Origin of the sequence: Vibrio sp. J2-4 (genome assembly GCF_021728155.1) — a bacterium.
Taxonomy (GTDB): Bacteria; Pseudomonadota; Gammaproteobacteria; order Enterobacterales; family Vibrionaceae; genus Vibrio; species Vibrio diabolicus.
Genome location: NZ_JAKKCN010000001.1, coordinates 18526 through 42690 on the forward strand (window position 1 = coordinate 18526; position 24165 = coordinate 42690).

24 protein-coding genes are annotated in these 24165 nt (G+C 45.4%); 20 read left to right on the forward strand and 4 right to left on the reverse strand.

Translation table 11 applies throughout. From position 1 onward, the window contains the following. Positions 1-38 precede the first annotated feature (38 nt). Positions 39-782: a copper homeostasis protein CutC gene (locus L3V32_RS00095; RefSeq protein WP_109170053.1), complete on the reverse strand. Its 744-nt coding sequence runs from the start codon at positions 780-782 to the stop codon at positions 39-41. 283 nt (positions 783-1065) lie between these two features. After that, the gene (locus tag L3V32_RS00100) at positions 1066-1677 is read right to left on the reverse strand and encodes a peroxiredoxin C (RefSeq protein ID WP_005381738.1); all 612 of its coding nucleotides are present in this window, start codon (positions 1675-1677) and stop codon (positions 1066-1068) included. A 199-nt stretch (positions 1678-1876) separates the two neighbouring features. On the opposite strand from L3V32_RS00100, the gene L3V32_RS00105 reads away from it, so the two are divergent. From L3V32_RS00105 to aceA, 3 genes are all read left to right on the forward strand, one after another. Then, positions 1877-2782, forward strand: a complete 906-nt coding sequence (locus L3V32_RS00105) for a hydrogen peroxide-inducible genes activator (RefSeq protein WP_005383681.1) — start codon at positions 1877-1879, stop codon at positions 2780-2782. A gap of 606 nt (positions 2783-3388) precedes the next feature. Continuing rightward, complete coding sequence (aceB, locus tag L3V32_RS00110) at positions 3389-5017, forward strand: malate synthase A (protein WP_237283618.1); 1629 nt, start codon at positions 3389-3391, stop codon at positions 5015-5017. A gap of 120 nt (positions 5018-5137) precedes the next feature. Further along, complete coding sequence (aceA, locus tag L3V32_RS00115; RefSeq protein ID WP_053808703.1) at positions 5138-6451, forward strand: isocitrate lyase; 1314 nt, start codon at positions 5138-5140, stop codon at positions 6449-6451. A gap of 124 nt (positions 6452-6575) precedes the next feature. Here the strand turns inward: aceA and L3V32_RS00120 are convergent, their stop codons facing one another. Beyond that, the gene (locus tag L3V32_RS00120; protein WP_005391583.1) at positions 6576-7025 is read right to left on the reverse strand and encodes a CBS domain-containing protein; all 450 of its coding nucleotides are present in this window, start codon (positions 7023-7025) and stop codon (positions 6576-6578) included. A 323-nt stretch (positions 7026-7348) separates the two neighbouring features. Between L3V32_RS00120 and L3V32_RS00125 the strand changes: the two genes are divergently transcribed. From L3V32_RS00125 to secF, 6 genes are all read left to right on the forward strand, one after another. Continuing rightward, positions 7349-8515 (forward strand): trypsin-like serine protease, encoded by a 1167-nt coding sequence (locus L3V32_RS00125; RefSeq protein ID WP_139059873.1) that lies wholly within the window; start codon positions 7349-7351, stop codon positions 8513-8515. Between the two features lie 270 nt (positions 8516-8785). Next, complete coding sequence (gene queA, locus L3V32_RS00130; RefSeq protein WP_237283619.1) at positions 8786-9838, forward strand: tRNA preQ1(34) S-adenosylmethionine ribosyltransferase-isomerase QueA; 1053 nt, start codon at positions 8786-8788, stop codon at positions 9836-9838. Positions 9839-9988: 150 nt separating this feature from the next. Then, a complete protein-coding gene (gene tgt / locus L3V32_RS00135) occupies positions 9989-11137 on the forward strand; it encodes a tRNA guanosine(34) transglycosylase Tgt (protein WP_005391577.1) in 1149 nt (382 codons plus the stop codon). Between the two features lie 166 nt (positions 11138-11303). Continuing rightward, positions 11304-11633, forward strand: a complete 330-nt coding sequence (gene yajC / locus L3V32_RS00140; protein WP_005381725.1) for a preprotein translocase subunit YajC — start codon at positions 11304-11306, stop codon at positions 11631-11633. Positions 11634-11654: 21 nt separating this feature from the next. Continuing rightward, complete coding sequence (gene secD / locus L3V32_RS00145; protein WP_006741889.1) at positions 11655-13511, forward strand: protein translocase subunit SecD; 1857 nt, start codon at positions 11655-11657, stop codon at positions 13509-13511. Between the two features lie 14 nt (positions 13512-13525). Further along, on the forward strand, positions 13526-14473 hold the full coding sequence (gene secF, locus L3V32_RS00150) for a protein translocase subunit SecF (RefSeq protein ID WP_005391572.1): 948 nt from the start codon (positions 13526-13528) through the stop codon (positions 14471-14473). A 196-nt stretch (positions 14474-14669) separates the two neighbouring features. Here secF and suhB read toward each other — a convergent pair whose 3' ends face one another. After that, the gene (suhB, locus tag L3V32_RS00155) at positions 14670-15473 is read right to left on the reverse strand and encodes an inositol-1-monophosphatase (protein WP_237283620.1); all 804 of its coding nucleotides are present in this window, start codon (positions 15471-15473) and stop codon (positions 14670-14672) included. Positions 15474-15704: 231 nt separating this feature from the next. Between suhB and trmJ the strand changes: the two genes are divergently transcribed. The 11 genes from trmJ (at position 15705) to ndk (ending at position 24132) form a co-directional block, all read left to right on the forward strand. Next, a complete protein-coding gene (trmJ, locus tag L3V32_RS00160) occupies positions 15705-16424 on the forward strand; it encodes a tRNA (cytosine(32)/uridine(32)-2'-O)-methyltransferase TrmJ (RefSeq protein WP_237283621.1) in 720 nt (239 codons plus the stop codon). A gap of 125 nt (positions 16425-16549) precedes the next feature. After that, positions 16550-17056: a Fe-S cluster assembly transcriptional regulator IscR gene (gene iscR, locus L3V32_RS00165; protein ID WP_005381720.1), complete on the forward strand. Its 507-nt coding sequence runs from the start codon at positions 16550-16552 to the stop codon at positions 17054-17056. A gap of 28 nt (positions 17057-17084) precedes the next feature. Further along, on the forward strand, positions 17085-18299 hold the full coding sequence (locus L3V32_RS00170) for an IscS subfamily cysteine desulfurase (RefSeq protein ID WP_005391556.1): 1215 nt from the start codon (positions 17085-17087) through the stop codon (positions 18297-18299). Positions 18300-18337: 38 nt separating this feature from the next. Further along, on the forward strand, positions 18338-18721 hold the full coding sequence (gene iscU / locus L3V32_RS00175) for a Fe-S cluster assembly scaffold IscU (RefSeq protein ID WP_005381718.1): 384 nt from the start codon (positions 18338-18340) through the stop codon (positions 18719-18721). 70 nt (positions 18722-18791) lie between these two features. Further along, positions 18792-19115 carry an iron-sulfur cluster assembly protein IscA gene (gene iscA, locus L3V32_RS00180; protein WP_005391554.1) on the forward strand — a complete coding sequence of 108 codons (324 nt, stop codon included), beginning with the start codon at positions 18792-18794 and terminating at the stop codon, positions 19113-19115. A 55-nt stretch (positions 19116-19170) separates the two neighbouring features. Then, positions 19171-19686, forward strand: coding sequence for a co-chaperone HscB (gene hscB, locus L3V32_RS00185; RefSeq protein WP_012842113.1), 516 nt, complete (start codon positions 19171-19173; stop codon positions 19684-19686). Positions 19687-19707: 21 nt separating this feature from the next. Beyond that, positions 19708-21561 (forward strand): Fe-S protein assembly chaperone HscA, encoded by a 1854-nt coding sequence (hscA, locus tag L3V32_RS00190; protein WP_237283622.1) that lies wholly within the window; start codon positions 19708-19710, stop codon positions 21559-21561. Positions 21562-21574: 13 nt separating this feature from the next. Continuing rightward, positions 21575-21913, forward strand: coding sequence for an ISC system 2Fe-2S type ferredoxin (fdx, locus tag L3V32_RS00195; protein WP_005391548.1), 339 nt, complete (start codon positions 21575-21577; stop codon positions 21911-21913). A gap of 44 nt (positions 21914-21957) precedes the next feature. Next, the gene (gene iscX, locus L3V32_RS00200) at positions 21958-22152 is read left to right on the forward strand and encodes a Fe-S cluster assembly protein IscX (protein ID WP_005391546.1); all 195 of its coding nucleotides are present in this window, start codon (positions 21958-21960) and stop codon (positions 22150-22152) included. Between the two features lie 161 nt (positions 22153-22313). After that, on the forward strand, positions 22314-23612 hold the full coding sequence (pepB, locus tag L3V32_RS00205; protein WP_005391544.1) for an aminopeptidase PepB: 1299 nt from the start codon (positions 22314-22316) through the stop codon (positions 23610-23612). Positions 23613-23706: 94 nt separating this feature from the next. Continuing rightward, on the forward strand, positions 23707-24132 hold the full coding sequence (ndk, locus tag L3V32_RS00210; protein ID WP_005391542.1) for a nucleoside-diphosphate kinase: 426 nt from the start codon (positions 23707-23709) through the stop codon (positions 24130-24132). Positions 24133-24165: the final 33 nt, after the last annotated feature.

The window sequence follows — 24165 nt, forward strand, 5'->3', positions numbered from 1 at the left end:
TTAGCACTCAAAAGCTATGCGTGTGAGGTTGCGGTGGTCTATTTGAGAGTTGCTACGACGTCGGTAATGGCTTGTGTACTTGTGATGGGGATTAAGAAATCATCGACATCAGTTGCGCCCATTTTGCTTTGTTCAGCAATAAAGGTCATTTTACTCGGTCGAGTCGTTTTCCCTGACAAATGGATTTCAGGAACCTGAGTGTCTTCTACTAATGCACGTACGTTACTCGCATTAACGCCAGCACCCGCCATGATTGCAATGCGTCCTTGGGCTTGTTCAACAAGAGATTTAAGTACTTTCTGGCCTGCTGGCGCAGAAGGTGCGAGCCCTGAAGTGAGAATGCGTTCGCAGCCCAAACTGATGACCTCTTCCAATGCTGATTGAGCGTTTCTACATTGATCAAAAGCACGATGGAACGTTATGCCCAGCCCTAATTCCTGTGCGAATTCGCACAGTGCTGTTGCAAAGGGCATGTGAATATCCCCCTCTTGAGTGAGTACACCTAAAACCACACCATCCAAGCCCGATTGGTGAGCCGCTTCAATATCCCACCGCATCATTTCGATCTCTTCTTCATTGTAGAAGAAGTCACCTTGGCGTGGGCGGATCATGGCATAAACTGGAACACTAGAAAGCTTAGCCGCTTGCTGCATAAAGCCATAACTGGGTGTTAGTCCGCCTAAAGCCAAAGAGGAGCAAAGCTCAATCCGAGTGGCGCCGCCAGCAATGGCGTAGTGCAGAGATTCAATATTATCGATACAGACTTCTAGGTGAGTAACCACGTTCATTTATCCTGCTAACGTTACAAATAAGTGTTGTGGCTAAGATATTAACAGGGCCAGTAAGCAGAATCTGTATGGAGGGCATGAGAAATAGAGGTAAAGTTTACGCTGCAGCGTTACCTCATTTTGGCGGTTTATCTGAAGGTAAAAGAAAGCCCAGAGCATTTGCTCTGGGCTTTGATAGGACTTTACTTAGACTGATTGGCGTTTGCGGTTTTCCGCATTAGCTTTTTGCTTTATATACATCCAACCATCACACCCGTTGAGCTAGGGTGAAGGTCTATTATTTTTTGCCTAGGTCAGCTGCGTGCTCAGATAGGAACGCTGCAACACCTTTTGGAGATGCGTCCATACCTGCTTTACCTTCTTCCCATTGTGCAGGACATACTTCGCCGTGCTTCTGGTGGAAGTTAAGAGCGTCAACCATGCGTAGCATTTCGTCGATGTTACGGCCTAGTGGTAGGTCGTTAACTACTTGGTGACGTACAACGCCTTCTTCGTCGATTAGGAAAGAACCACGGAAAGCAACGCCTGCTTCTGGGTGCTCAACGTCGTAAGCTTTACAGATTTCGTGCTTAACGTCAGCAACTAGTGGGTACTTAACTTGACCGATACCGCCATCTTCGATAGCAGTGTTACGCCATGCGTTGTGAGAGAACTGAGAATCGATAGAAACACCGATTACTTCAACACCTTTAGCTTGGAAATCAGCTAGACGGTTGTCGAATGCGATTAGCTCAGATGGGCAAACGAAAGTGAAATCTAGTGGGTAGAAGAATACTACTGCTTTCTTACCTTTAGTGAACTCTGCAAAGTTGAAGTTTTCAACGATTTCACCGTTACCTAGAACAGCTGCTGCAGTAAAATCAGGGGCTTGACGACCTACTAGTACCATTTTTTTGCTCCTAAAAAGTATGGTTAGTTCCAAACCGAATTCAGTTGTGTCGGTTTGGTCCGTGTTTGTACGAGACAAACTATAGTACAGATTGTAGTATTGAAAAAAGCGAAATAAATAGATTGAGTTAATCGAAAAAAACGATAATAGCAAAACTCTTAACTCGATCACTGGAACAGCGGTAGATACAAATACAATTATGAATAAATGGCCCAGTTTGAAGCAGTTGCACTACTTAGTCACACTGCATGAAACAAGACATTTTAGTGACGCTGCAGAGCGTTGTTTTGTCAGTCAGTCGACTTTAAGTAAAGGTATTCAAAACTTAGAGGAATTGATTGGTTGTCCATTATATGAAAAGAAAGACAAGAAAAGTCCACTGGTTTTTACCCAAACAGGAGAAATGGTAGTAAAGCAGGGGCGAGAACTGTTAGCAAAAGGGCAAGATTTGGTCGAGCTTGGACGTATGTGCCAAGGCGACGATATGCAAGGCCAGCTAAAAGTGGGATGCATACCAACAATTGCTCCGTTTTTACTGTGTGATTTGGTGCAAGAGGTTAACTACCGTTTCCCACAACTGAATCTTTTATTAAGAGAAGACACGACAACAAACTTACTTCAAGCGCTTAGACACGGTGAGCTGGATGTACTCATTTTAGCGTTGCCAGTCGAAATTGACGGTATGGAAAGCCGAGTGGTGGGTAAGGATCCGTTTCGAATGGTTATTAGTGCGAATCAAGCCCAATCGGTGCCTGTGCCGATTCGTTACGCAGATTTACCTGACGAATCCGTCTTTTTATTAGAGAAAGAGCATTGCTTAACGGAACACGCGGTATCTGCGTGTAAATTAACAGATAAAGAAAAAATTAATCCGTTTACAGCAACCAGCCTTCATACTTTGGTGCAAATGGTTGCGAATGGTTTGGGAACGACGTTCATTCCTCAAATGGCTATCGACCACGGCCTGCTGCATAACCAGAATTTAGTCGTGATCGATCCCCCAGGAAAGCAAGCCTATCGCGAAATTGGCTTAGTTTGGCGTCCGAGTTCATCAAGAACGAAAACATTTAATCAGCTTGCAGAAGTCGTTTCCGAACTGCTTTAGCTATTAGTATTAGCCTCTACATCTCCATTATTTATCTAAAAGCGCACTGAAAACAGTGCGCTTTCTAGTATTTTATTCTGTTGGTGAACTTTGACTTGTAAAATTTTACAGCTCTTCTTTGATGAAGCTTTCATAAAATAGTGAAATTTCACAATGTTAATTTTACACAAAACCTAGTATGTCTTGTTTGACCCTTGTTTGAGTTCACCTTGCCAGCCCTTGTGAATACAAGGCGTTTGTTTACCAGTCTATATTCATACACTCGTTTGAAATGATAAATCGATCTTAAAATTAATGTAATTTAATTACGTAATAACTTACAAAAGTAGGTGTTCGATAGGCGGTTTTTACCCTGCCGAATAAAACTTCGAATTTTCTGTTTTGTTTATCTTGGGGGTTTCGTTAAACCCTTTGTTGAGATAGCTTATTTAAAGGCCGATAAGACTTATGTCTAGATTGAAAATACACATAACATTACGCAATCTATCGACATGGCTAGACGAGTTGAACACAAAGTTAAAGGATGTAATTTGTTGTTCATAACTTACAAATGTAGCTTTACGCTGACTGCCCAAGATGGATAAAGCACGTTAAGGATGAATGATTATGCTTGCTCAGACAGAACAAAAAACACAAGAACTAAAGCAAACCCAAGGCATGCTTGAGGTGAATGGAGTCGTTGCTCCAGAACATCAAGCAATTTTCCCTGTTGAAGCCCAAACCTTTTTATCTCTACTGTGTGAAAAATTTGCTGGACGTGTTGAGCAGTTGATGGAAGCACGAGAAGAGAAGCAAGCGCGTATCGATGCAGGTGAGCTGCCAGACTTTTTACCAGAGACACAAGACATCCGTGAAGGAAGTTGGAAGATCTTAGGAATCCCACAAGATCTGCAAGATCGCCGTGTGGAGATTACCGGACCAACTGATCGCAAGATGGTGATTAACGCACTGAATGCGAATGTAAAAGTGTTCATGGCAGACTTCGAAGATTCAATGTCTCCAGCATGGAGTAAAGTGCTGGATGGGCAAGTGAATTTACGCGATGCCGTGAATGGCACCATCAGTTACACCAACCCTGGCAATGGCAAGCATTATCAGCTGGAAGATGACCCAGCGGTGTTGATCTGCCGTGTTCGCGGCCTTCATTTAAAAGAAAAACACGTTACGTGGCACGGTCAGATCATTCCAGGTGCGCTATTCGATTTCGCTCTGTACTTCTATAACAACTACAAAGCCTTACTTCAAAAAGGCAGCGGCCCTTATTTCTACATTCCAAAACTGCAATCGCATCACGAAGCGAAGTGGTGGAGCGAAGTGTTCCATTTCACGGAAGACTATTTCGGTCTTGATACAGGCACCATCAAAGCGACTGTGCTGATTGAAACTTTACCAGCCGTATTCGAAATGGATGAGATTCTGTTCTCACTTAAAGAGCACATCGTAGGGCTGAATTGTGGTCGTTGGGATTACATTTTCAGTTACATCAAAACACTGAAGAAACACCCAGATCGTGTTCTGCCAGATCGCCAAGTCGTCACCATGGACAAACCATTTTTGAACGCCTATTCGCGTTTGCTGGTTCGTACTTGTCACAAGCGTGGTGCTTTCGCGATGGGAGGAATGGCCGCATTTATCCCAGCTAAAGACCCGAAAGAGAATCAAAAAGTATTAGACAAGATCCAGACTGACAAATCGTTAGAAGCTAACAACGGTCATGACGGTACTTGGGTGGCTCATCCAGGTTTGGCTGACACTGCTATGGAAGTCTTTAGTGCTGTGCTGGGTGAACGCACCAACCAGTTGGATGTGAGCCGTGCAGGGGATGCGCCTATTACAGCAGCTGAACTGCTTGAGCCTTGTGAAGGCGAGCGCACTGAAGGCGGAATGCGCCACAATATTCGCGTTGCGCTGCAATACATCGAAGCTTGGATCTCTGGCAACGGTTGTGTGCCGATTTACGGACTGATGGAAGACGCAGCAACGGCAGAAATCTCCCGAGCTTCGATCTGGCAATGGATTCAACACGGCAAGTCGCTAGACAACGGGTTAAAGGTCACTAAAGAGCTGTTCGAGCTCTATCTAAAAGAAGAGATTGAAGTAGTGAAACAAGAAATTGGCGAGCAGCGCTACCAAGCGGGTCGATTTGAAGAAGCGGCAGACTTGATGGCAAGGCTCACTACGAGCGATGAGCTGACCAACTTTTTAACAGTTCCTGGTTATGACTACCTAGATTAATAAAGAATAACTGTAACACCAATAACGTGAAGGATTTTCAAGGCAGATAGGGAAGTACTGCCTGAGAACGGAAACTCAACGCACACGCATAAAGTGCAAATTATAAAGAGGGATAGACCAATGACTAACTTAACTCGCCGCCAACAAATTGAAGCTCTGGAAAAAGACTGGGCAACTAACCCGCGCTGGAAAAATGTAAAGCGTACATACACTGCTGAGGAAGTGGTGGAACTGCGTGGCTCTATGGTACCAGCCAACACAATTGCACAACGTGGTGCAGACAAACTTTGGTCACTGGTCAACGGTAGCGCGAAAAAAGGTTACGTAAACTGTCTTGGTGCGTTAACTGGCGGCCAAGCTGTTCAACAAGCTAAAGCTGGTATTGAAGCGATTTACCTATCTGGTTGGCAGGTTGCAGCGGACAACAACACCGCTTCAACGATGTACCCTGACCAGTCTCTATACCCAGTCGATTCTGTACCGTCAGTAGTAAAACGCATCAATAACTCGTTCCGTCGTGCAGACCAAATCCAATGGTCAGCAGGTAAATCGCCTGAAGATGAAGGTGGTATTGATTACTTCCTACCTATCGTAGCGGATGCTGAAGCGGGCTTTGGTGGTGTGCTTAACGCTTACGAGCTCATGAAGTCGATGATCGAAGCAGGCGCAGCGGGCGTTCACTTTGAAGACCAGCTAGCATCGGTGAAAAAGTGTGGCCACATGGGCGGCAAGGTATTAGTTCCAACGCAAGAAGCGGTACAAAAACTGGTTGCTGCTCGTTTAGCTGCTGATGTAGCGGGTACAACAACCTTGGTTATTGCTCGTACTGATGCGAATGCGGCAGATCTCATTACTTCAGATTGTGACCCATACGATAAAGACTTTATTGAAGGTGAGCGTACTCAAGAAGGTTTCTATCGTGTACGTGCAGGTATCGACCAAGCTATCTCTCGTGGTCTAGCTTACGCGCCATATGCGGATCTAATCTGGTGTGAGACAGCAACGCCATGTCTAGAGGAAGCACGCAAGTTTGCAGAAGCGATTCATGCAGAGTACCCAGACCAATTGTTGGCATACAACTGTTCGCCTTCATTCAACTGGGAGAAGAACCTAGACGCAGAAACCATTGCTAAGTTCCAACAAGAGCTGGCTAACATGGGCTACAAGTACCAGTTCATCACGCTAGCAGGTATTCACAACATGTGGTTCAACATGTTCGAACTGGCACACGCTTACGCTCAAGGTGAAGGTATGCGTCATTATGTTGAGAAAGTTCAGCGTCCTGAATTCCAGGCGGCAGAAAAAGGCTATACATTTGTTGCACACCAACAAGAAGTAGGTACAGGTTACTTCGATAGAATGACCAATACCATCCAAGGTGGTAACTCTTCAGTGACCGCATTGACAGGTTCGACCGAAGAAGACCAATTCTAATTGGCAGAGAAACACTTCCTTAATCAGCGTCAGTAATGGCATTTTGAGCGGCAACCCTGCCGCTCTTTTTTCGTTTAAAACGTTTAAGAAACGAAATTTACACCCAAGATAACGCGTTTGCGTATTATTCTTCTGGCTCGATTTCTTCGGGTTCCACTTCTTCTTGCAGTTCCAATAAGTTAATCGCAATGGTCACAAAGTCACTGTCAGTAATGATGCCTACCAATCGACCCTTGGTGACAACAGGTAAACAGCCAACTTTGTGCTTTTGCATGTAGATAGCGCTCTCTTTAAGCCCCGCGATGGGTTCGGCCGTCATGATGTTGGTGTGCATCATTTCGTAGAGCGGTGTATCTAGAGTAAAAGATTGTTCAGCCTCATCTGGGTGCAAGCTCGATTCTTGAGCAGCAAGAATGTCGCGTTGAGTCACCAAGCCTTGTAAGTGGTTATTGGCATCAACAACCGGAATATGTCGAATATCAAGCGCATCCATCATGCTTTTTGCATCACGCAAGGTGTGCGTGCGCAGTAAGGTATGAGGATTACGAGTCATCATGTCTTCAACCTTGATCATAGAGACCTCCAGCGGCATTGTCCTTCTCTTAAATATAGAGAATATTTTTCTGTATATCTGGGAGCTAACTCGTTTTTCATCAATTAAATAGCACAATACACTTGCGCTTCTTTTTGTCTGCGTAATCTGTGTCTTATCGACGTTTTTATTAATTTGAATAAGTCGGTTTGTGTGCGAGTCAGTTGGCATTTTGGGTTGATATTGAATGGACCGCCAAGGTAATCCAATGAATTGAATCGCACATTTTTATTCGCTGGATTTTCCAAGATTCGTCTCTCGAAGAAGATACGTTCAGGCTTACCAAATTGAAGACAGCAACCTAAATGAAAAGAACAACGTGTAACAAACTCATTGCGCTGGCAGTGGCGGCATTCAGTGTGCAATCAGCACAGGCGATTGTGTTAGGAGATGAACTAACCGACTCTGTTGATCGTGTTACTTTACGAGCAAGTAATATGGCAGAGTTCCCACTGTGTGGCGGCACCATGCTGACGGAGCAGTGGGTGTTGACTGCGGCACACTGCGTGGTAATGGGGCAGGGAACGAATGAAGCCAGCTACTATGTGACCCCGCCGGGCGAGTTGTCGGTGAATGCGAATGTGCATGAACTTAATTCAGCAGGGCTTGATAACTTCTATCCGGTGTCTCACGTTGTGGTTCACCCTGATTACACGCGGATTTCAAAAGCTGAGACCGACAGTAGTGGTAACGTGAAACCTATCCAAACCGGTTTAGACTCAGACATCGCGTTGCTGTATCTCACGCGCCCAGTGGCAAACGCGAGCTTTGCTGATTTAGCAAACAAAGCCGACATGGAGAGTATCGAAGCGCGTTTGGCAGTGGATTGGAACGATAATTACCTGACCAATCAACGTGTCGAAAATGTGCAAGTGTTTGGGTGGGGGACCACTCAGCCGGATGCTTCTGAACCTTCCAATACGCTCAAAACCACCATTAGTACATTTTTACCCATCGACAAATGTTATGAGCGTTTAGAAATTGGCAGCAGTTTTCCGGGGATCATCGACTCAAGAGAAAACCAAACCAAAATTTGTACGCTACCAACGAAAAACCGAGTATTAGAGCCGGATAGCCACACCCAATATGGCAACTCTGCATGTAAAGGTGACAGTGGGGGGCCGCTGGTCGATGTGGCGACGGGAAAACAGATTGGTATTGTTAGTGGTGGACCTCTCATTCTTCCGACTTGTGGCTCTTTGACGATTCCAAGTTTCTACACCAAGGTGAGCCAATATTACGACTGGGTACAGTCTTACATTACTGCCGATGCGCCACCAAGTAGCTACATCATTGCACCGAACTTTATTAAAGAGGCTAATAACGAAGTCGGCGGAGATAAAGAGTGTCACGACGGTATCGCAACTAATAACTGTGATTTCAAAGGGTCAGATGATGATGGTGGCAGTTTGGGTCTGTGGCTATTGGGTCTATTCGTACCCTTGGCGTGGTGGCGAAGGCGTGAGGTTTGATAGGGCTATTTGAATACCAAACGAGTAAGCAGCGTTATGCGCTGCTTTGCTTTTTAATGTTCCATTTCTTTCGACTTAAACTGAAAAATAATGCCAAGTGATCGCGGTTTTTCACGTTTTATTACACTCTTCATCATGGCTTTTACAGTGATATTCTGGGGATTTGCTTGCTATTGCAGCATGTAAACATATACTAGTCTGCTGCGAAAAACTCGTCGCAATTTTATCGTCGTCCTAGACGTGATTTGACCAATATATAAGACAAGTAACATGCAAGTATCAGATTTCCATTTCGACCTTCCAGATGAACTTATCGCTCGTTACCCTCAGCCAGAGCGTACCGCTAGCCGACTATTACAAATGGACGGCAATACCGGAGAGCTAATTGATGGCACATTTACTGATGTATTGGGCCAAGTTCAACCCGGTGATCTCGTGGTGTTTAATAATACTCGTGTTATACCTGCTCGTCTTTTTGGTCGTAAAGAGTCGGGTGGTAAGCTAGAGGTGCTGGTGGAGCGCATGCTTGACGAGAAAAGCATCCTCGCGCACGTTCGCTGCTCTAAATCTCCAAAACCAGGTACAACCATCATTGTTGGCGAGAATGATGAATACTCAGCAGAAATGGTGGCGCGTCATGACGCTCTATTTGAACTGAAATTTAACGCTGATAAGACGGTATTAGAAATTTTGGAAGAAATCGGCCACATGCCGCTTCCTCCTTACATTGACCGCCCAGATGAAGATGCAGATAAAGAGCGTTACCAAACCGTATATAACCAGAAGCCAGGCGCAGTAGCGGCGCCGACAGCGGGTCTTCATTTTGATGATGTTCTACTAGAGAAAATTAAAGCGAAAGGCGCAGAGTTTGCTTACGTCACTTTGCACGTTGGTGCTGGTACATTCCAGCCAGTAAAAGTAGAAAACATCAACGATCACCATATGCACGCTGAGTACGTAGAAGTACCGCAAGAAGTCGTCGAAGCAATTAAAGCGACGAAAGCGCGCGGTGGACGAATTATTGCTGTTGGTACTACATCGGTACGCTCACTTGAAAGCGCAGCGCAAGACGCATTGAAAAAAGGGACTGAGTTGGTCCCATTCTTTGGTGATACAGAAATCTTTATTTTCCCTGGCTACGAATATCAGCTTGTGGATTGCTTGATTACCAATTTCCACTTGCCAGAATCAACACTGATCATGTTGGTGAGTGCATTTGCAGGTTATGAGAACACCATGAATGCTTACAAGCATGCGGTAGAAAACAAATATCGCTTTTTCTCATATGGTGATTCAATGTTCATCAAGAAGAAAGCGATTTAGTAAAAAATAAGATTTACGAGTGCTAGCAGTAAGCTAGGAAATAGAGCAGAACCTCTGCTTTATCTCTCGCAAGGAAAAGCGACCGCTCCTTAAAGTAGGGTAGAGCCCTAAACACTCAGTCAGACTGTTTCTCTGACACCCGGAGGCATCGTGAAATTAAAATTTGATCTTAAGAAGAAAAACGGCAATGCGCGTCGTGGTCAACTGACTTTCGAACGTGGCACTGTTCAAACCCCAGCGTTTATGCCAGTTGGTACTTACGGTACGGTTAAAGGCATGACGCCAGAAGAAGTGAAAGGTACGGGCGCAGAAATCCTACTAGGTAACACCTTCCACCTTTGGCTGCGTCCAGGTCAAGAAGTCATGAAAATGCACGGCGACTTGCATGATTTTATGAACTGGCACGGTCCTATTCTTACTGATTCAGGCGGCTTCCAAGTATTCAGCCTTGGCAAGATGCGTACTATTACCGAAGAGGGTGTGCACTTCCGTAACCCAGTTAATGGTGACAAGATTTTCATGGACGCAGAAAAGTCGATGGAAATTCAAAAAGACCTAGGTTCTGACATCGTCATGATTTTTGACGAGTGTACGCCATACCCAGCGACACACGATGAAGCGAAGAAATCGATGGAAATGTCACTACGTTGGGCACAGCGCTCACGTGATCACTTCGAGAAGCTAGAAAACCCGAACAACCTGTTTGGTATTGTTCAAGGTGGTGTTTACGAAGATCTACGTGATGTGTCGGTAAAAGGTCTAACGGAAATCGGTTTTGACGGTTACGCGGTTGGTGGCTTGGCAGTAGGCGAGCCTAAAGAAGACATGCACCGTATTCTTGAGCACACTTGTCCGCAGCTTCCAGAAGACAAGCCTCGCTACCTAATGGGCGTGGGTAAACCAGAAGACTTGGTTGAAGGTGTTCGCCGCGGTATCGACATGTTTGACTGTGTAATGCCAACGCGTAACGCGCGTAATGGTCACCTGTTTGTGACTGGTGGTGTGATCAAGATCCGTAATGCTAAACATAAAACGGATACAACCCCGCTGGATCCGCACTGTGACTGTTACACTTGTCAAAACTACAGTAAATCGTACCTTCATCACTTAGAGCGTTGTAATGAAATTCTAGGTGCTCGTCTGAATACGATCCACAACCTACGCTACTACCAGCGTCTGATGGAAAGTATTCGTAAAGCGATTGATGAAGATCGTTTCGATGAGTTTGTTACTGAGTTCTATGAGCGTCGTGGCCGTGAAGTGCCACCACTAGCAAAAGAACAGTCATTGACGGACTAAAAAGAATTAAAGCCTTTGGCATGTCGCCAGAGGCTTTTGCTAATAAAGTAGGCTAACGCACGTTATTTTTGAGAGAGTGATCGCTATTAGTTACTCTCAGACTTGAATCTAAAATGCGAAAGCCCAACTTGTTGGATTATCAATAAAATATAATGAGGATGTTTTAATGTTTATTTCTCAGGCTCACGCAGCAGCAGAAGGCGCGCCAGCAGGCGGTGGTTTTGAAATGCTAATCATGCTTGGCATGTTCGCAGTGATCTTTTACTTCATGATTTACCGCCCACAAGCGAAACGTGTAAAAGAGCACAAGAACCTAATGGCTTCTATGGGCAAAGGCGACGAAGTTCTAACTAGCGGTGGCCTAGTGGGTAAAATCACTAAGATTGCTGAAGACAATGACTACATTTCAATCGAGCTTAACGCGAACAATGAAGTGGTAATCAAGAAAGACTTCATCACTGCAGTGTTGCCAAAAGGTACGCTTAAGTCTCTATAAAACAGCTAAAGGATCCTCGCTGTGCTAAACCGTTATCCATTATGGAAGTACTTGATGGTATTTTTTGCCATCATCACCGCTGCGTTATACGCACTTCCAAATATCTACGGTGAAGATCCGGCTATTCAAGTTACAGGGGCGCGTGGCGCCTCTGTAGATATGTCAACGCTGGATGCTGTCACTACTGCTCTTGATAAAGAGCAACTCTCTCATAAATCCATTGCTCTCGAGAATGGATCAATTCTTGTTCGTTTTAACGACACTGACACGCAAATCAGTGCTCGTGATGTCATCAGCGAAGCGCTTGGCAAAGACACAATTGTTGCACTTAACCTTGCTCCTTCTACACCCGATTGGCTAGAAGCGATTGGCGCGTCACCATTAAAGCTGGGTCTTGACCTTCGTGGTGGTGTCCACTTCTTAATGGAAGTAGACATGGACGCTGCGATGGAAAAGCTCGTTGGTCAGCAAGAAGAAGCTTTCCGTAGCGAACTTCGTGAGGCAAAAATTCGTTATCGTGCTATCCGCCCTTCTGGCAAAGAAGCGGTAGAAGTTCTGCTACGTAACGAAGAGCAATTAGCAGAAGCGAAAGCAATGCTAGAAAAGAATCACCCGGACATGCTCTTTGTCGAATCTGATTCAAATGGCCGTTACGCTCTTACAGCGACCTTTACCGAGCAACGTTTACAAGAGATCCGTAACTACGCTGTTGAGCAAAACATTACGATTTTACGTAACCGTGTAAACGAGCTAGGTGTTGCAGAGCCTCTTGTTCAACGTCAAGGTGCAAGCCGAATTGTTGTTGAGCTTCCTGGTGTTCAAGATACTGCTCGTGCAAAAGAGATTCTAGGTGCGACTGCGACGCTAGAATTCCGTGAAGTTGACGATAAAGCTGACCTATCAGCGGCTGCAAATGGTCGTGCGCCAGCAGGCAGTGAAATCAAAATGGACCGAGACGGTCGTCCGGTTGTGCTTAAGAAGCGTGTTATTCTTGGTGGTCAAAGCATTACGGATGCAAGCTCAAGTGTCGATGAATACGGTCGTCCACAAGTTAACATCTCGCTAGACAGCGAAGGTGGTAACAAGATGTCAGCGTTCTCTAAGAAGAACATCGGTAAGCTAATGGCTACCGTGTTTGCTGAGTACAAAGACAGTGGTCGTCGTACGCCTGAAGGCAAAGTCATCCTGGATAAGCATGAAGAAGTCATCAACCAAGCGACGATTCAATCGGCTCTTGGACGTAACTTCCGTATCACGGGTATAGACTCCGCAGCTGAAGCGCACAACCTTGCACTTCTATTACGTGCTGGTGCACTGATCGCACCTATCTCTATCGTTGAAGAGCGTACTATTGGTCCATCAATGGGCCAGCAAAACATCGATATGGGTATCCAAGCGTGTATCTGGGGTATGGTTGCCGTAATGCTGTTTACGCTGCTTTACTACCGTGGCTTTGGCTTGATTGCCAACATCGCTCTAATGGCTAACTTAGTGTTGATCATTGGTGTGATGTCGATGATTCCAGGCGCTACCATGACGCTTCCGGGGATTGCCGGTATCGTGTTAACGGTCGGTATGGCGGTTGATGCGAACGTACTGATCTTCGAGCGTATCCGTGAAGAGCTTCGCGATGGGCGTAGTCCACAACAAGCTATTCACCAAGGTTACGCGAATGCATTCAGTACGATTGCCGATGCGAACATCACGACATTGATTACTGCAATTATTCTATTTGCAGTCGGTACTGGTGCAGTGAAAGGTTTCGCGGTTACTCTATCTATCGGTATCTTAACTTCAATGTTCACCGCCATTATTGGTACACGTTGTATCGTGAACCTTATTTACGGTGGCAAACGCGTTGATAAATTGTCGATCTAAGGCTGGGAATTAATATGTTTCAAATTCTAAAAGCAGAGAAGACGATCGGCTTTATGCGTTGGTCGAAAGTAGCATTCGTTTTTTCAATCTTTATGATTGCTGCTTCTATCTTCACTTTGTCAACTAAGTGGCTAAATTGGGGCCTAGACTTCACTGGCGGTACGCTAATTGAAGTTGGCTTTGAAAAACCTGCGAACCTTGAAAAAATCCGAACCGCTTTAGATGCGAAAGGTTTTGGTGATGCGACAGTACAAAACTTCGGTAGTGCTCGTGAAGTAATGGTTCGTCTTCGTCCACGTGACGACGTTTCTGGTGAAACGCTGGGCAACCAAATCATTGGTGCTATCAAAGATGGTACTGGCGAAAGCGTAGAAATGCGTCGTATTGAATTCGTAGGTCCTAACGTTGGTGATGAGCTAACAGAAGCTGGCGGTCTAGCGATCCTCGTGTCGCTGATCTGTATCTTGCTTTATGTCTCGATGCGATTTGAATGGCGTCTAGCGGCTGGTGCGGTTATGGCATTGGCTCACGATATCATTATCACGTTAGGTGTTTTCTCATTCCTACAAATAGAAGTTGACCTAACCATCGTCGCGGCATTATTAACGGTAGTCGGTTACTCGCTCAACGATACCATCGTTGTGTTTGACCGTATCCGTGAAAACTTCCGTAAGATGCGTAAAGGTGAGCCAGCCGATATCATGGACGCTTCAATCACCCAAACGTTGAGCCGTACGTTGATTACCTCGGGTACAACATTGTTCGTGGTAATTGCACTGTTCATGCAGGGTGGTGCGATGATTCACGGCTTCGCAACCGCACTTCTACTTGGTATCACTGTAGGTACTTACTCTTCTATCTACGTAGCATCAGCACTAGCGCTAAAACTGGGCATCCAGAAAGAGCACTTGATGCCACCTCAAGTAGAAAAAGAAGGCGCAGAGTTCGACGAAATGCCATAAGGCAGGTTGAGAGTCGAAAACAAAAACCGCTGAGCAATCAGCGGTTTTTTTTGTATCTGAATCGAGTTTTGTGCTTGCAGAACCTCACGGTATGAAGAGCCTTACATTGCAGCTAAGTAGATACAAAAAAGCCCCGCTCATTGAGCGGGGCTTTTTAAAGTCATCAGCGTGACGGGCTAAATATGACTTTCAAATCTTACTTAAGGATCGCGCTGTTACCGTTTTCGCGGATGTGCTTAAGGATAGATTTTACGCCACGAGCGCTTGAAGCAACAATGTTACCAGACTTGATGTACTCAGTGCCGCCAGCAAAGTCAGTTAGGATTGCGCCAGCTTCACGAGCAATAAGCTCACCTGCTGCCATATCCCAAGGTTTTAGACCTAGCTCGAAGTAACCATCAACACGGCCAGCAGCCACGTAACATAGGTCAAGAGCAGCAGAGCCGCTACGACGGAAATCAGCACATTCAGTGAATAGCGCACCAACGATCTTGATGTAAGACTCAGCGTGTTGTTTCTGTTTGAATGGGAAACCAGTAGCTAGAACAGTACCTTGAAGGTCTTTTAGTTGAGCAACACGGATACGCGCACTGTTTAGTTGAGCGCCTGCACCACGTTGTGCAGTGAATAGCTCGTTTTGCATTGGATCGTAAACACAAGCAACTTCAGTTTTGCCCTTAATACGAACAGCGATAGAAACCGCGAAAGTTGGGTAACCTTTTACAAAGTTAGTGGTGCCATCCAGTGGGTCGATGATCCATTGTACGTCTTTATCTTTACCTTCGATAAGACCTTGTTCTTCAGCAACGATACAGTGCTCAGGGTAAGACTGCTTGATAGTATCGATGATGATGTATTCTGCTTCTTTATCTACATTAGTGACAAAGTCATTAGTGCCTTTAAGAGTAGATTCTACTTTATCAGTGTTTTCTAATGATTTAGCAATATGATTGCCTGCCTTTCGCGCAGCGCGAATAGCAATGTTTAGCATTGGATGCATACGAATTTCCCAACGGATGTTAAAGAACAAATGAAAGCGGCGGCGAGTATACCAGAGATCAGTAAAAAGGGAAGTGGTTATTTTTTGTTCTAAAGTCAGTGGTTTTATTGTATTTAGCTTGAGGCGAACGAGAACAATGACCAAGAATGAGAAGAGAGGCCTGCTTCGCCCTAGGGTGTGTTAAAAAACTATGGTAACATTCTGCGGTTTTAATTTAGGTAGCAAACACAGATGTTGGATCAAGTAAAAATTGTACTCGTAGGTACCTCTCATTCAGGCAATATTGGCTCAGCAGCTCGAGCTATGAAAGTGATGGGTTTAAGCCAACTAGTATTAGTCGATCCACAATGTGAAGTGGATGAACAAACTCTTGCTTTGGCTGCGGGTGCTGGTGATATTGCTCAAAATGCAAAGGTTGTCAGTACACTAGAAGAAGCGGTTGAAGATTGCAGCCTTGTGGTGGGCTCCAGTGCTCGCTCTCGTACATTAGAATGGCCAATGCTTGAGCCACGTGAATGTGGTGAGAAATTTGCGGTTGAGGGTAGAAAACACCCTGTCGCGCTCGTGTTTGGTCGTGAAAGAACTGGTCTAACAAACGAAGAGCTGCAAAGGTGTCACTACCATGTTTGCATTCCTGCTAACCCTGAATATAGCTCGCTTAACCTAGCGATGGCCGTACAAACTCTGAGTTACGAAGTACGAGTTGCGCATTTGAACTTAGAGCAAAGCCAGTTTGCCCCAAATGAGCCGGAAGAGTACCCACGTCATAGAGAGCTCGAAATGTTCTTCGAGCATCTTGAAAAGGTGATGGTTGAGACCCAGTTTATCAATAAAGAGCAACCAGGACAGGTGATGAATAAATTGCGTCGCTTGTTCTCTCGTGCTCGGCCAGAAACCCAGGAGCTCAATATTCTACGCGGCATTTTAACCTCGATAGAAAAGAAGTTCTGAATAAAGGATAACCACTTTAGGTGTAAGGATGAATACCTGAGTAAAATGGTCAAATAAATACTTGACCAAATTACTCAGGTATGGAAAAATCTTAACCATTACAAACCATGTGGATACGGTGTGGTATGAAACTTACATCTAAAGGAAGATATGCGGTGACAGCCATGCTGGATGTGGCACTGCATTCGCAACAAAACCCTGTACCTCTTGCTGACATCTCAGAGCGTCAGGGGATCTCGCTCTCTTACTTAGAGCAGCTATTTTCAAAATTGCGTAAAGCAGGTCTCGTTGCCAGCGTTCGTGGTCCTGGTGGTGGTTACCGACTTGGTGCCGACGCACACAGTATCGCTATTGGTACCGTGATTGCAGCCGTTGATGAGTCAGTCGATGCAACCAAATGCCAGGGCAAAGGAGATTGCCAAGGTGGAACACGTTGCCTTACTCACACGCTATGGCGCGACTTAAGCTCTCGCATTAGTGACTTCTTGAATAACATCACTCTTGGTGAGTTGATGACAGACAATGAAGTCCTCGAAATTTCTGATCGTCAGGACATTGATCTGGCGGTAACCCATGGGCTATCAAACAAAAATACAACCGCCGCGCCCATCGGTGTAAACGTCCGCTCTTAGCGGTCAGCTTTTTACATTGGAGTAGAGAATGAAACTGCCGATTTATCTTGATTATTCCGCTACATGTCCAGTTGATCCACGTGTTGCTGAAAAAATGGTTCAGTACATGACAATGGATGGCACATTTGGCAACCCAGCGTCGCGTTCGCACCGTTACGGCTGGCAGGCAGAAGAAGCGGTCGATACTGCTCGTGAGCAAATTGCTGACCTTCTAAATGCAGATCCTCGCGAAATCGTATTTACATCTGGTGCGACAGAATCAGACAACCTTGCGATTAAAGGTGCAGCGCACTTTTACTCGAAGAAAGGCAAGCACGTAATCACTTGTAAAACAGAGCACAAAGCCGTTCTTGACCCATGTCGTCAACTTGAGCGTGAAGGCTTTGAAGTGACTTACCTTGAGCCAGAATCAAATGGCTTGATCGATCTAGAGAAGCTTAAAGCGGCAATGCGTGATGACACAGTGCTTGTGTCTATTATGCACGTAAACAACGAGATTGGTGTGGTTCAAGACATTACAGCGATCGGCGAATTGTGTCGTGAGCGTAAAATTGTTTTCCACGTGGATGCAGCGCAATCTGCAGGTAAATTACCAATCGACGTTCAAGAGATGAAAGTTGACCTAATTTCGCTTTCTGCTCACAAAGTTTATGGCCCTAAAGGCATCGGTGCACTTTACGTTCGTCGTAAGCCTCGTATTCGTCTTGAAGCGCAAATGCACGGTGGCGGCCATGAGCGTGGTTTCCGCTCTGGTACACTTCCTACTCACCAAATCGTTGGTATGGGTGAAGCATTCCGCATTGCAAAAGAAGACATGCAAAAAGATTACGATCACGCTTTAGCGCTTCGTAACCGTCTTTTTGATGGCGTGAAAGACTTAGAAGCAGTGACGGTAAACGGTGACCTTGAGCAACGTGTACCACACAACCTAAACATCAGCTTCGCATTCGTAGAAGGTGAATCACTACTAATGTCGCTTAAAGATCTAGCGGTATCTTCTGGTAGTGCTTGTACGTCTGCAAGCCTTGAGCCTTCTTACGTTCTTCGTGCCCTTGGCATGGATGATGAATTGGCTCACAGCTCGGTTCGTTTCTCGTTTGGTCGTTTCACGACTGAAGAAGAAATTGATTACGCAATTGAACAAATCCGCGTTGCAGTGACTAAGCTACGCGACATGTCTCCTCTATGGGATATGTACAAAGAAGGGATTGATTTGAGCACTGTTGAATGGGCTCACCATTAATCTCAGGGATTGAAATAGAGGATTCGAGGTAATTTATCATGGCATACAGCGAAAAAGTAATTGATCACTACGAGAACCCACGTAACGTTGGTTCATTCGATAAAGAAGACCCATCAGTAGGTAGCGGCATGGTTGGCGCTCCAGCTTGTGGTGACGTAATGAAGCTTCAAATCAAAGTGACACCTGAAGGTATCATCGAAGATGCGAAGTTCAAAACATACGGTTGTGGTAGTGCAATCGCATCAAGCTCACTAGTAACTGAGTGGGTAAAAGGCAAGTCAGTTGATGAAGCAGCAGCAATTAAAAACTCTGAAATTGCTGAAGAGCTAGAGCTTCCACCAGTGAAAGTTCACTGTTCAATTCTTGCTGAAGATGCAATCAAAGCAGCGGTTGCAGACTACAAGAAAAAACACCAAGAATAATTATTCCGTAATATAATGGGAGCTTTGACGCTCCCATTCCAATCGAAATTTAGACAGACTAAGGTGCAGTATGGCCATCACAATGACAGAATCAGCGGCAAGTCGCGTAAGAGCATTCCTAGATAACCGAGGCAAAGGTATCGGTTTACGTCTTGGAGTGAAGACGACTGGTTGTTCAGGCATGGCATATGTACTTGAGTTTGTTGATGAGCTTAACGAAGAAGATGAAGTTTTTGAACTCTCTGGAGTGAAAATTATCATCGACAAAAAAAGCTTAGTGTACCTAGACGGTACCGAATTGGATTACGTGAAAGAAGGGTTGAATGAAGGTTTTGAATTCAACAACCCTAACGCGAAAAGTGAATGTGGTTGTGGTGAAAGCTTCAACGTCTAATTGATTGTCCTTCTGGGCAAGCGAGTCCGGAAGGCTTTACTAGGACCCGAACTTAATGAATCACTTTGAATTATTTGGGCTACCAAGTCAGTTTAAGCTGGATGGTAGCCTTCTTTCTTCTCAGTTCCGAGAACTACAAAAACGCTTCCACCCGGATAACTTTGCAACGGGATCTGAACGTGACCGTTTGATGGCGGTGCAAAAGGCAGCGCAAATCAACGATGCCTATCAAGTTCTGAAAAATCCTATCTCCCGTGCCGAGTACATCCTCGCAGAGCAGGGAGTTGAGATCCGAGGTGAACAGCAGACAATGCAAGATCCAATGTTCTTAATGGAGCAAATGGAGCTGCGCGAAGAACTGGAAGAAATTGCTGACAGCACCGATCCTGAATCGGCGCTTTTTGACTTCGATTCTAAGGTCAGCAAAATGTACAAACAGCATCTGGCAAGCGTCGAGCAAGAGCTTGATGATGGTCTTTGGGCTGAAGCCGCAGACCGAGTTCGTAAGCTAAAATTCATTGCCAAACTAAAGAACGAAATTGAACTAGTCGAAGACAAACTCCTCGGCTAGTTAGCGTGACAAGGACCTATCATGGCACTACTTCAAATCGCAGAACCGGGCCAAAGCTCGGCACCTCATGAGCATAAGTTAGCAGCGGGTATCGACTTAGGTACTACCAACTCTTTGGTTGCTTCTGTACGTAGCGGCGATGCAACTCCACTTGCGGACGAGCAGGGCCGTACTATTTTACCTTCAGTCGTTAATTACACTGAGGAAACGTTAACGGTTGGCCACGAAGCCAAAGCCAAAGCAGAGCTTGAACCAGAGAACACTATTATCTCTGTAAAACGTTTGATCGGTCGTTCATTAAAGGACATTCAGTCCCGTTACTCTTCACTTCCTTATCGTTTTAGAGAGAGTGAAAATGGTCTTCCGATCCTGCAAACGCCTCAAGGTGACAAAAACCCGATTGAAGTATCTGCGGACATTCTAAAAGCGCTAGGTAAGCGAGCAGAAGAAACGTTAGGTGGTGAGTTAGCGGGTGTTGTGATCACTGTTCCTGCTTACTTTGATGATGCTCAGCGTGCAGGTACGAAAGACGCCGCGAAATTAGCTGGTCTTCATGTTCTCCGTCTGCTTAACGAACCAACCGCCGCGGCAATTGCTTATGGCCTAGACTCAGGCCAAGAAGGTGTGATTGCGGTTTACGATCTAGGTGGCGGTACTTTTGATATCTCTATCCTACGTTTATCGAAAGGCGTATTTGAAGTATTAGCAACAGGTGGCGATTCTGCCTTAGGCGGTGATGACTTTGACCATCTGTTAGCGGATTACCTAATGGAGCAAGCGGGTCTCGAAGCCCCACTTTCTGCTGAAAAAAACCGTACGCTACTGAACATTGCTACTGCGACTAAGATTGCTTTCTCTGAGCAAGACAGCGTTGATGTTGACGTGTTTGGCTGGAAGGGCACCGTTACTCGTGAGCAGTTCGAAGATCTGATTCGCCCATTAGTGAAGAAAACACTAATGTCTTGTCGTCGTGCATTAAAAGATGCTGATGTTAACGCAGACGAAGTACTCGAAGTTGTCATGGTTGGTGGTTCAACACGCACATTGCTGGTTCGTGAAATGGTAGGCGAGTTTTTTGGCCGCACACCGCTAACAAGCATTAATCCTGATGAAGTTGTCGCAATCGGCGCGGGTATCCAAGCCGACATTCTAGCGGGTAACAAGCCTGATTCAGAAATGTTACTTCTTGACGTGATCCCACTGTCGCTTGGTATTGAAACCATGGGTGGTTTGGTTGAGAAGATCATCCCTCGCAATACCACGATTCCTGTTGCGCGTGCGCAAGAATTTACCACATTCAAAGATGGCCAAACGGCCATGAGTGTTCATGTGGTACAAGGTGAGCGTGAAATGGTTGATGATTGTCGTTCACTGGCTCGTTTCTCATTGAAAGGCATTCCACCGATGGCGGCGGGTGCGGCACATATTCGCGTGACTTACCAAGTTGACGCTGACGGCCTTCTTTCTGTTACGGCAATGGAAAAGAGCACCGCTGTTCAGTCAGAGATTCAAGTAAAACCTTCTTACGGGTTAAGCGATAATGAAGTGGCGGATATGCTGCGTGATTCAATGACTCACGCTAAAGAAGACATGCAAGCTCGTGCGCTAGCTGAACAGCGTGTTGAGGCCGACCGTGTGATAGAAGGCTTGATTGCAGCCATGCAAGCTGATGGTGACGAACTACTATCAGAACAAGAGAAACAAGACCTGATAAAAGCCATCGAAGCCTTGATTGAGCTGCGTAATGGTGATGATGCAGATGCGATTGAGCAAGGCATTAAAGATACCGATAAAGCGAGCCAAGGTTTCGCATCGCGCCGTATGGATAAATCGATTCGAGCTGCGCTGTCAGGTCAATCAGTAGACGATATATAAGAGATAAGTAGTTATGCCTAAGATTATTGTATTACCACACGACGATTTGTGCCCAGAAGGCGCAGTGTTGGAAGCAAACACTGGTGAAACCGTTCTGGACGTAGCGCTAAAAAATGGTATCGGTATTGAACATGCGTGTGAAAAATCATGTGCTTGTACCACCTGCCACGTGATCATCCGTGAAGGTTTTGATTCGCTAGAAGAAAGTGAAGAGCTGGAAGACGACATGCTGGATAAAGCGTGGGGTCTAGAGCCTGAATCACGTCTAGGGTGTCAGGCGAAAATTGCTGATGAAGACTTAGTGGTAGAAATTCCTAAGTACACGCTAAACCACGCTTCAGAAGATCACTAAAACTATCTTCCCAATATAGGGAAGAAGCAAAAGGAAGATGAGCAATGAAATGGACAGATTCTCGCGATATCGCGATTGAACTTTGTGACAAGTTTCCAGATGTTGATCCGCAAACGGTGCGTTTTACCGATCTTCATCAATGGATCATGGAGTTAGATGAGTTTGAAGATGACCCAAACCATTGTAACGAAAAGATTCTGGAAGCCGTTATCATGTGCTGGATGGATGAAGCAGACTAAGTCTGTAAAACACAGCCTAGTTAACAATTCTTACTAAAAAAAGCGGACCTTTAGGTCCGTTTTTTTATCCAATTGACATTTTTGCCCTACATAATGCTAACATCCGTGAGTTATTAAAAAGAAGCAGCGTAGGCAACGCTGCTATAAGACAAGGAGAAACCATGTCTACACAGATGTCTGTATTTTTAAGTCAAGAGTCGGCAGCACCACATTGGGGTGAAAAAGCACTGCTTTCATTCGCTGAAAACGGCGCAACCATTCATTTAGGTGAAGGTCACGATCTTGGTGCAATTCAACGTGCAGCTCGTCAGCTAGATGGCCAAGGAATTCGTTCTATTTTTCTTTCCGGTGATAACTGGGATTTAGAGAGCGTTTGGGCTTTCCACCAAGGTTACCGTAACCCCAAAAAACATGGCTCAGTTGAGTGGTCTGCATTGTCTGAAGAAGATCAAGCAGAGCTTCAAGCGCGTATTACCGCGACTGATTTTACCCGCGATATCATCAATAAAACCGCAGAAGAAGTTGCCCCTCGTCAGCTAGCGACAATGGCCGCTGAATTCATCAAATCTGTTGCGCCTAAAGGCACAGTGACAGCTCGTATCGTCAAAGACAAAGACTTGTTGGCAGAAGGTTGGGAAGGTATTTACGCCGTAGGCCGTGGTTCGGAGCGTACTTCTGCGATGCTCCAGCTAGACTACAACCCGACAGGTGACGAGAACGCACCAATATTCGCGTGTCTTGTCGGTAAAGGTATCACCTTTGATTCGGGTGGTTACAGCTTGAAGCCTTCTAACTTCATGAGCGCAATGAAAGCAGACATGGGTGGCTCAGGCACCATCACCGGTGGTCTTGCACTGGCGATTCTTCGTGGTTTGAACAAGCGTGTAAAACTGATCCTTTGTTGTGCAGAGAACATGGTTTCTGGTCGCGCACTCAAGCTTGGCGACATCATCACCTATAAAAACGGTAAAACCGTTGAAATCATGAACACCGATGCAGAAGGTCGTTTAGTGCTTGCTGATGGTCTTATCTACGCCAGTGAGCAAAAGCCTGAGTTAATCATTGATTGTGCAACACTAACAGGTGCGGCGAAGAATGCGTTGGGTAATGATTATCACGCATTAATGAGTTTCGATGACGAGTTATCGCATCAAGCGCTCACTGCGGCAAACCAAGAAAAAGAAGGTTTATGGCCGCTACCACTTGCTGACTTCCACCGTGGAATGCTGCCGTCAAACTTTGCTGACTTATCGAATATCAGTTCTGGTGACTACTCTCCTGGTGCAAGCACAGCAGCAGCATTCTTGTCTTACTTCGTAGAAGACTACAAAAAAGGCTGGTTGCACTTCGACTGTGCGGGTACATACCGTAAAGCCGCGTCTGATAAATGGGCTGCGGGAGCTACGGGTATGGGCGTTCGTACACTTGCTCGTTTCCTCAATGAGCAAGCTGGTAAATAAGATTGATTGCGGCACTCCTTGTTTGAGTGCTGCTCTTACCCAGTAAGTCACTTTAAAAACACAACTATTATTACAAGTACAGAAAGGAAATTTTATGGCTCTAGAAAGAACATTTTCAATCATTAAGCCGGATGCGGTAGAGCGAAACCTAATTGGTGAAATCTATAACCGTATTGAAAAGGCTGGCCTACGTATTGTCGCTGCTAAAATGGTTCACCTGACTGAAGATCAGGCAAGCGGTTTTTATGCAGAGCATGAAGGCAAAGAGTTTTTCCCTCCACTAAAAGAGTTCATGACATCTGGTCCTATTATGGTTCAGGTACTGGAAGGTGAAAATGCGATTGCACGTTACCGTGAACTGATGGGTAAAACTAACCCAGAGGAAGCAGCATGCGGCACTTTGCGTGCTGATTACGCACTTAGCATGCGTCACAATTCAGTTCATGGTTCCGATAGCCCTGAATCTGCAGCGCGTGAAATTGAGTTTTTCTTCCCGGAGTCAGAGGTTTTCTCTCGCTAATTAGGCGTGATACTTCACTTGTTAGTGATACTC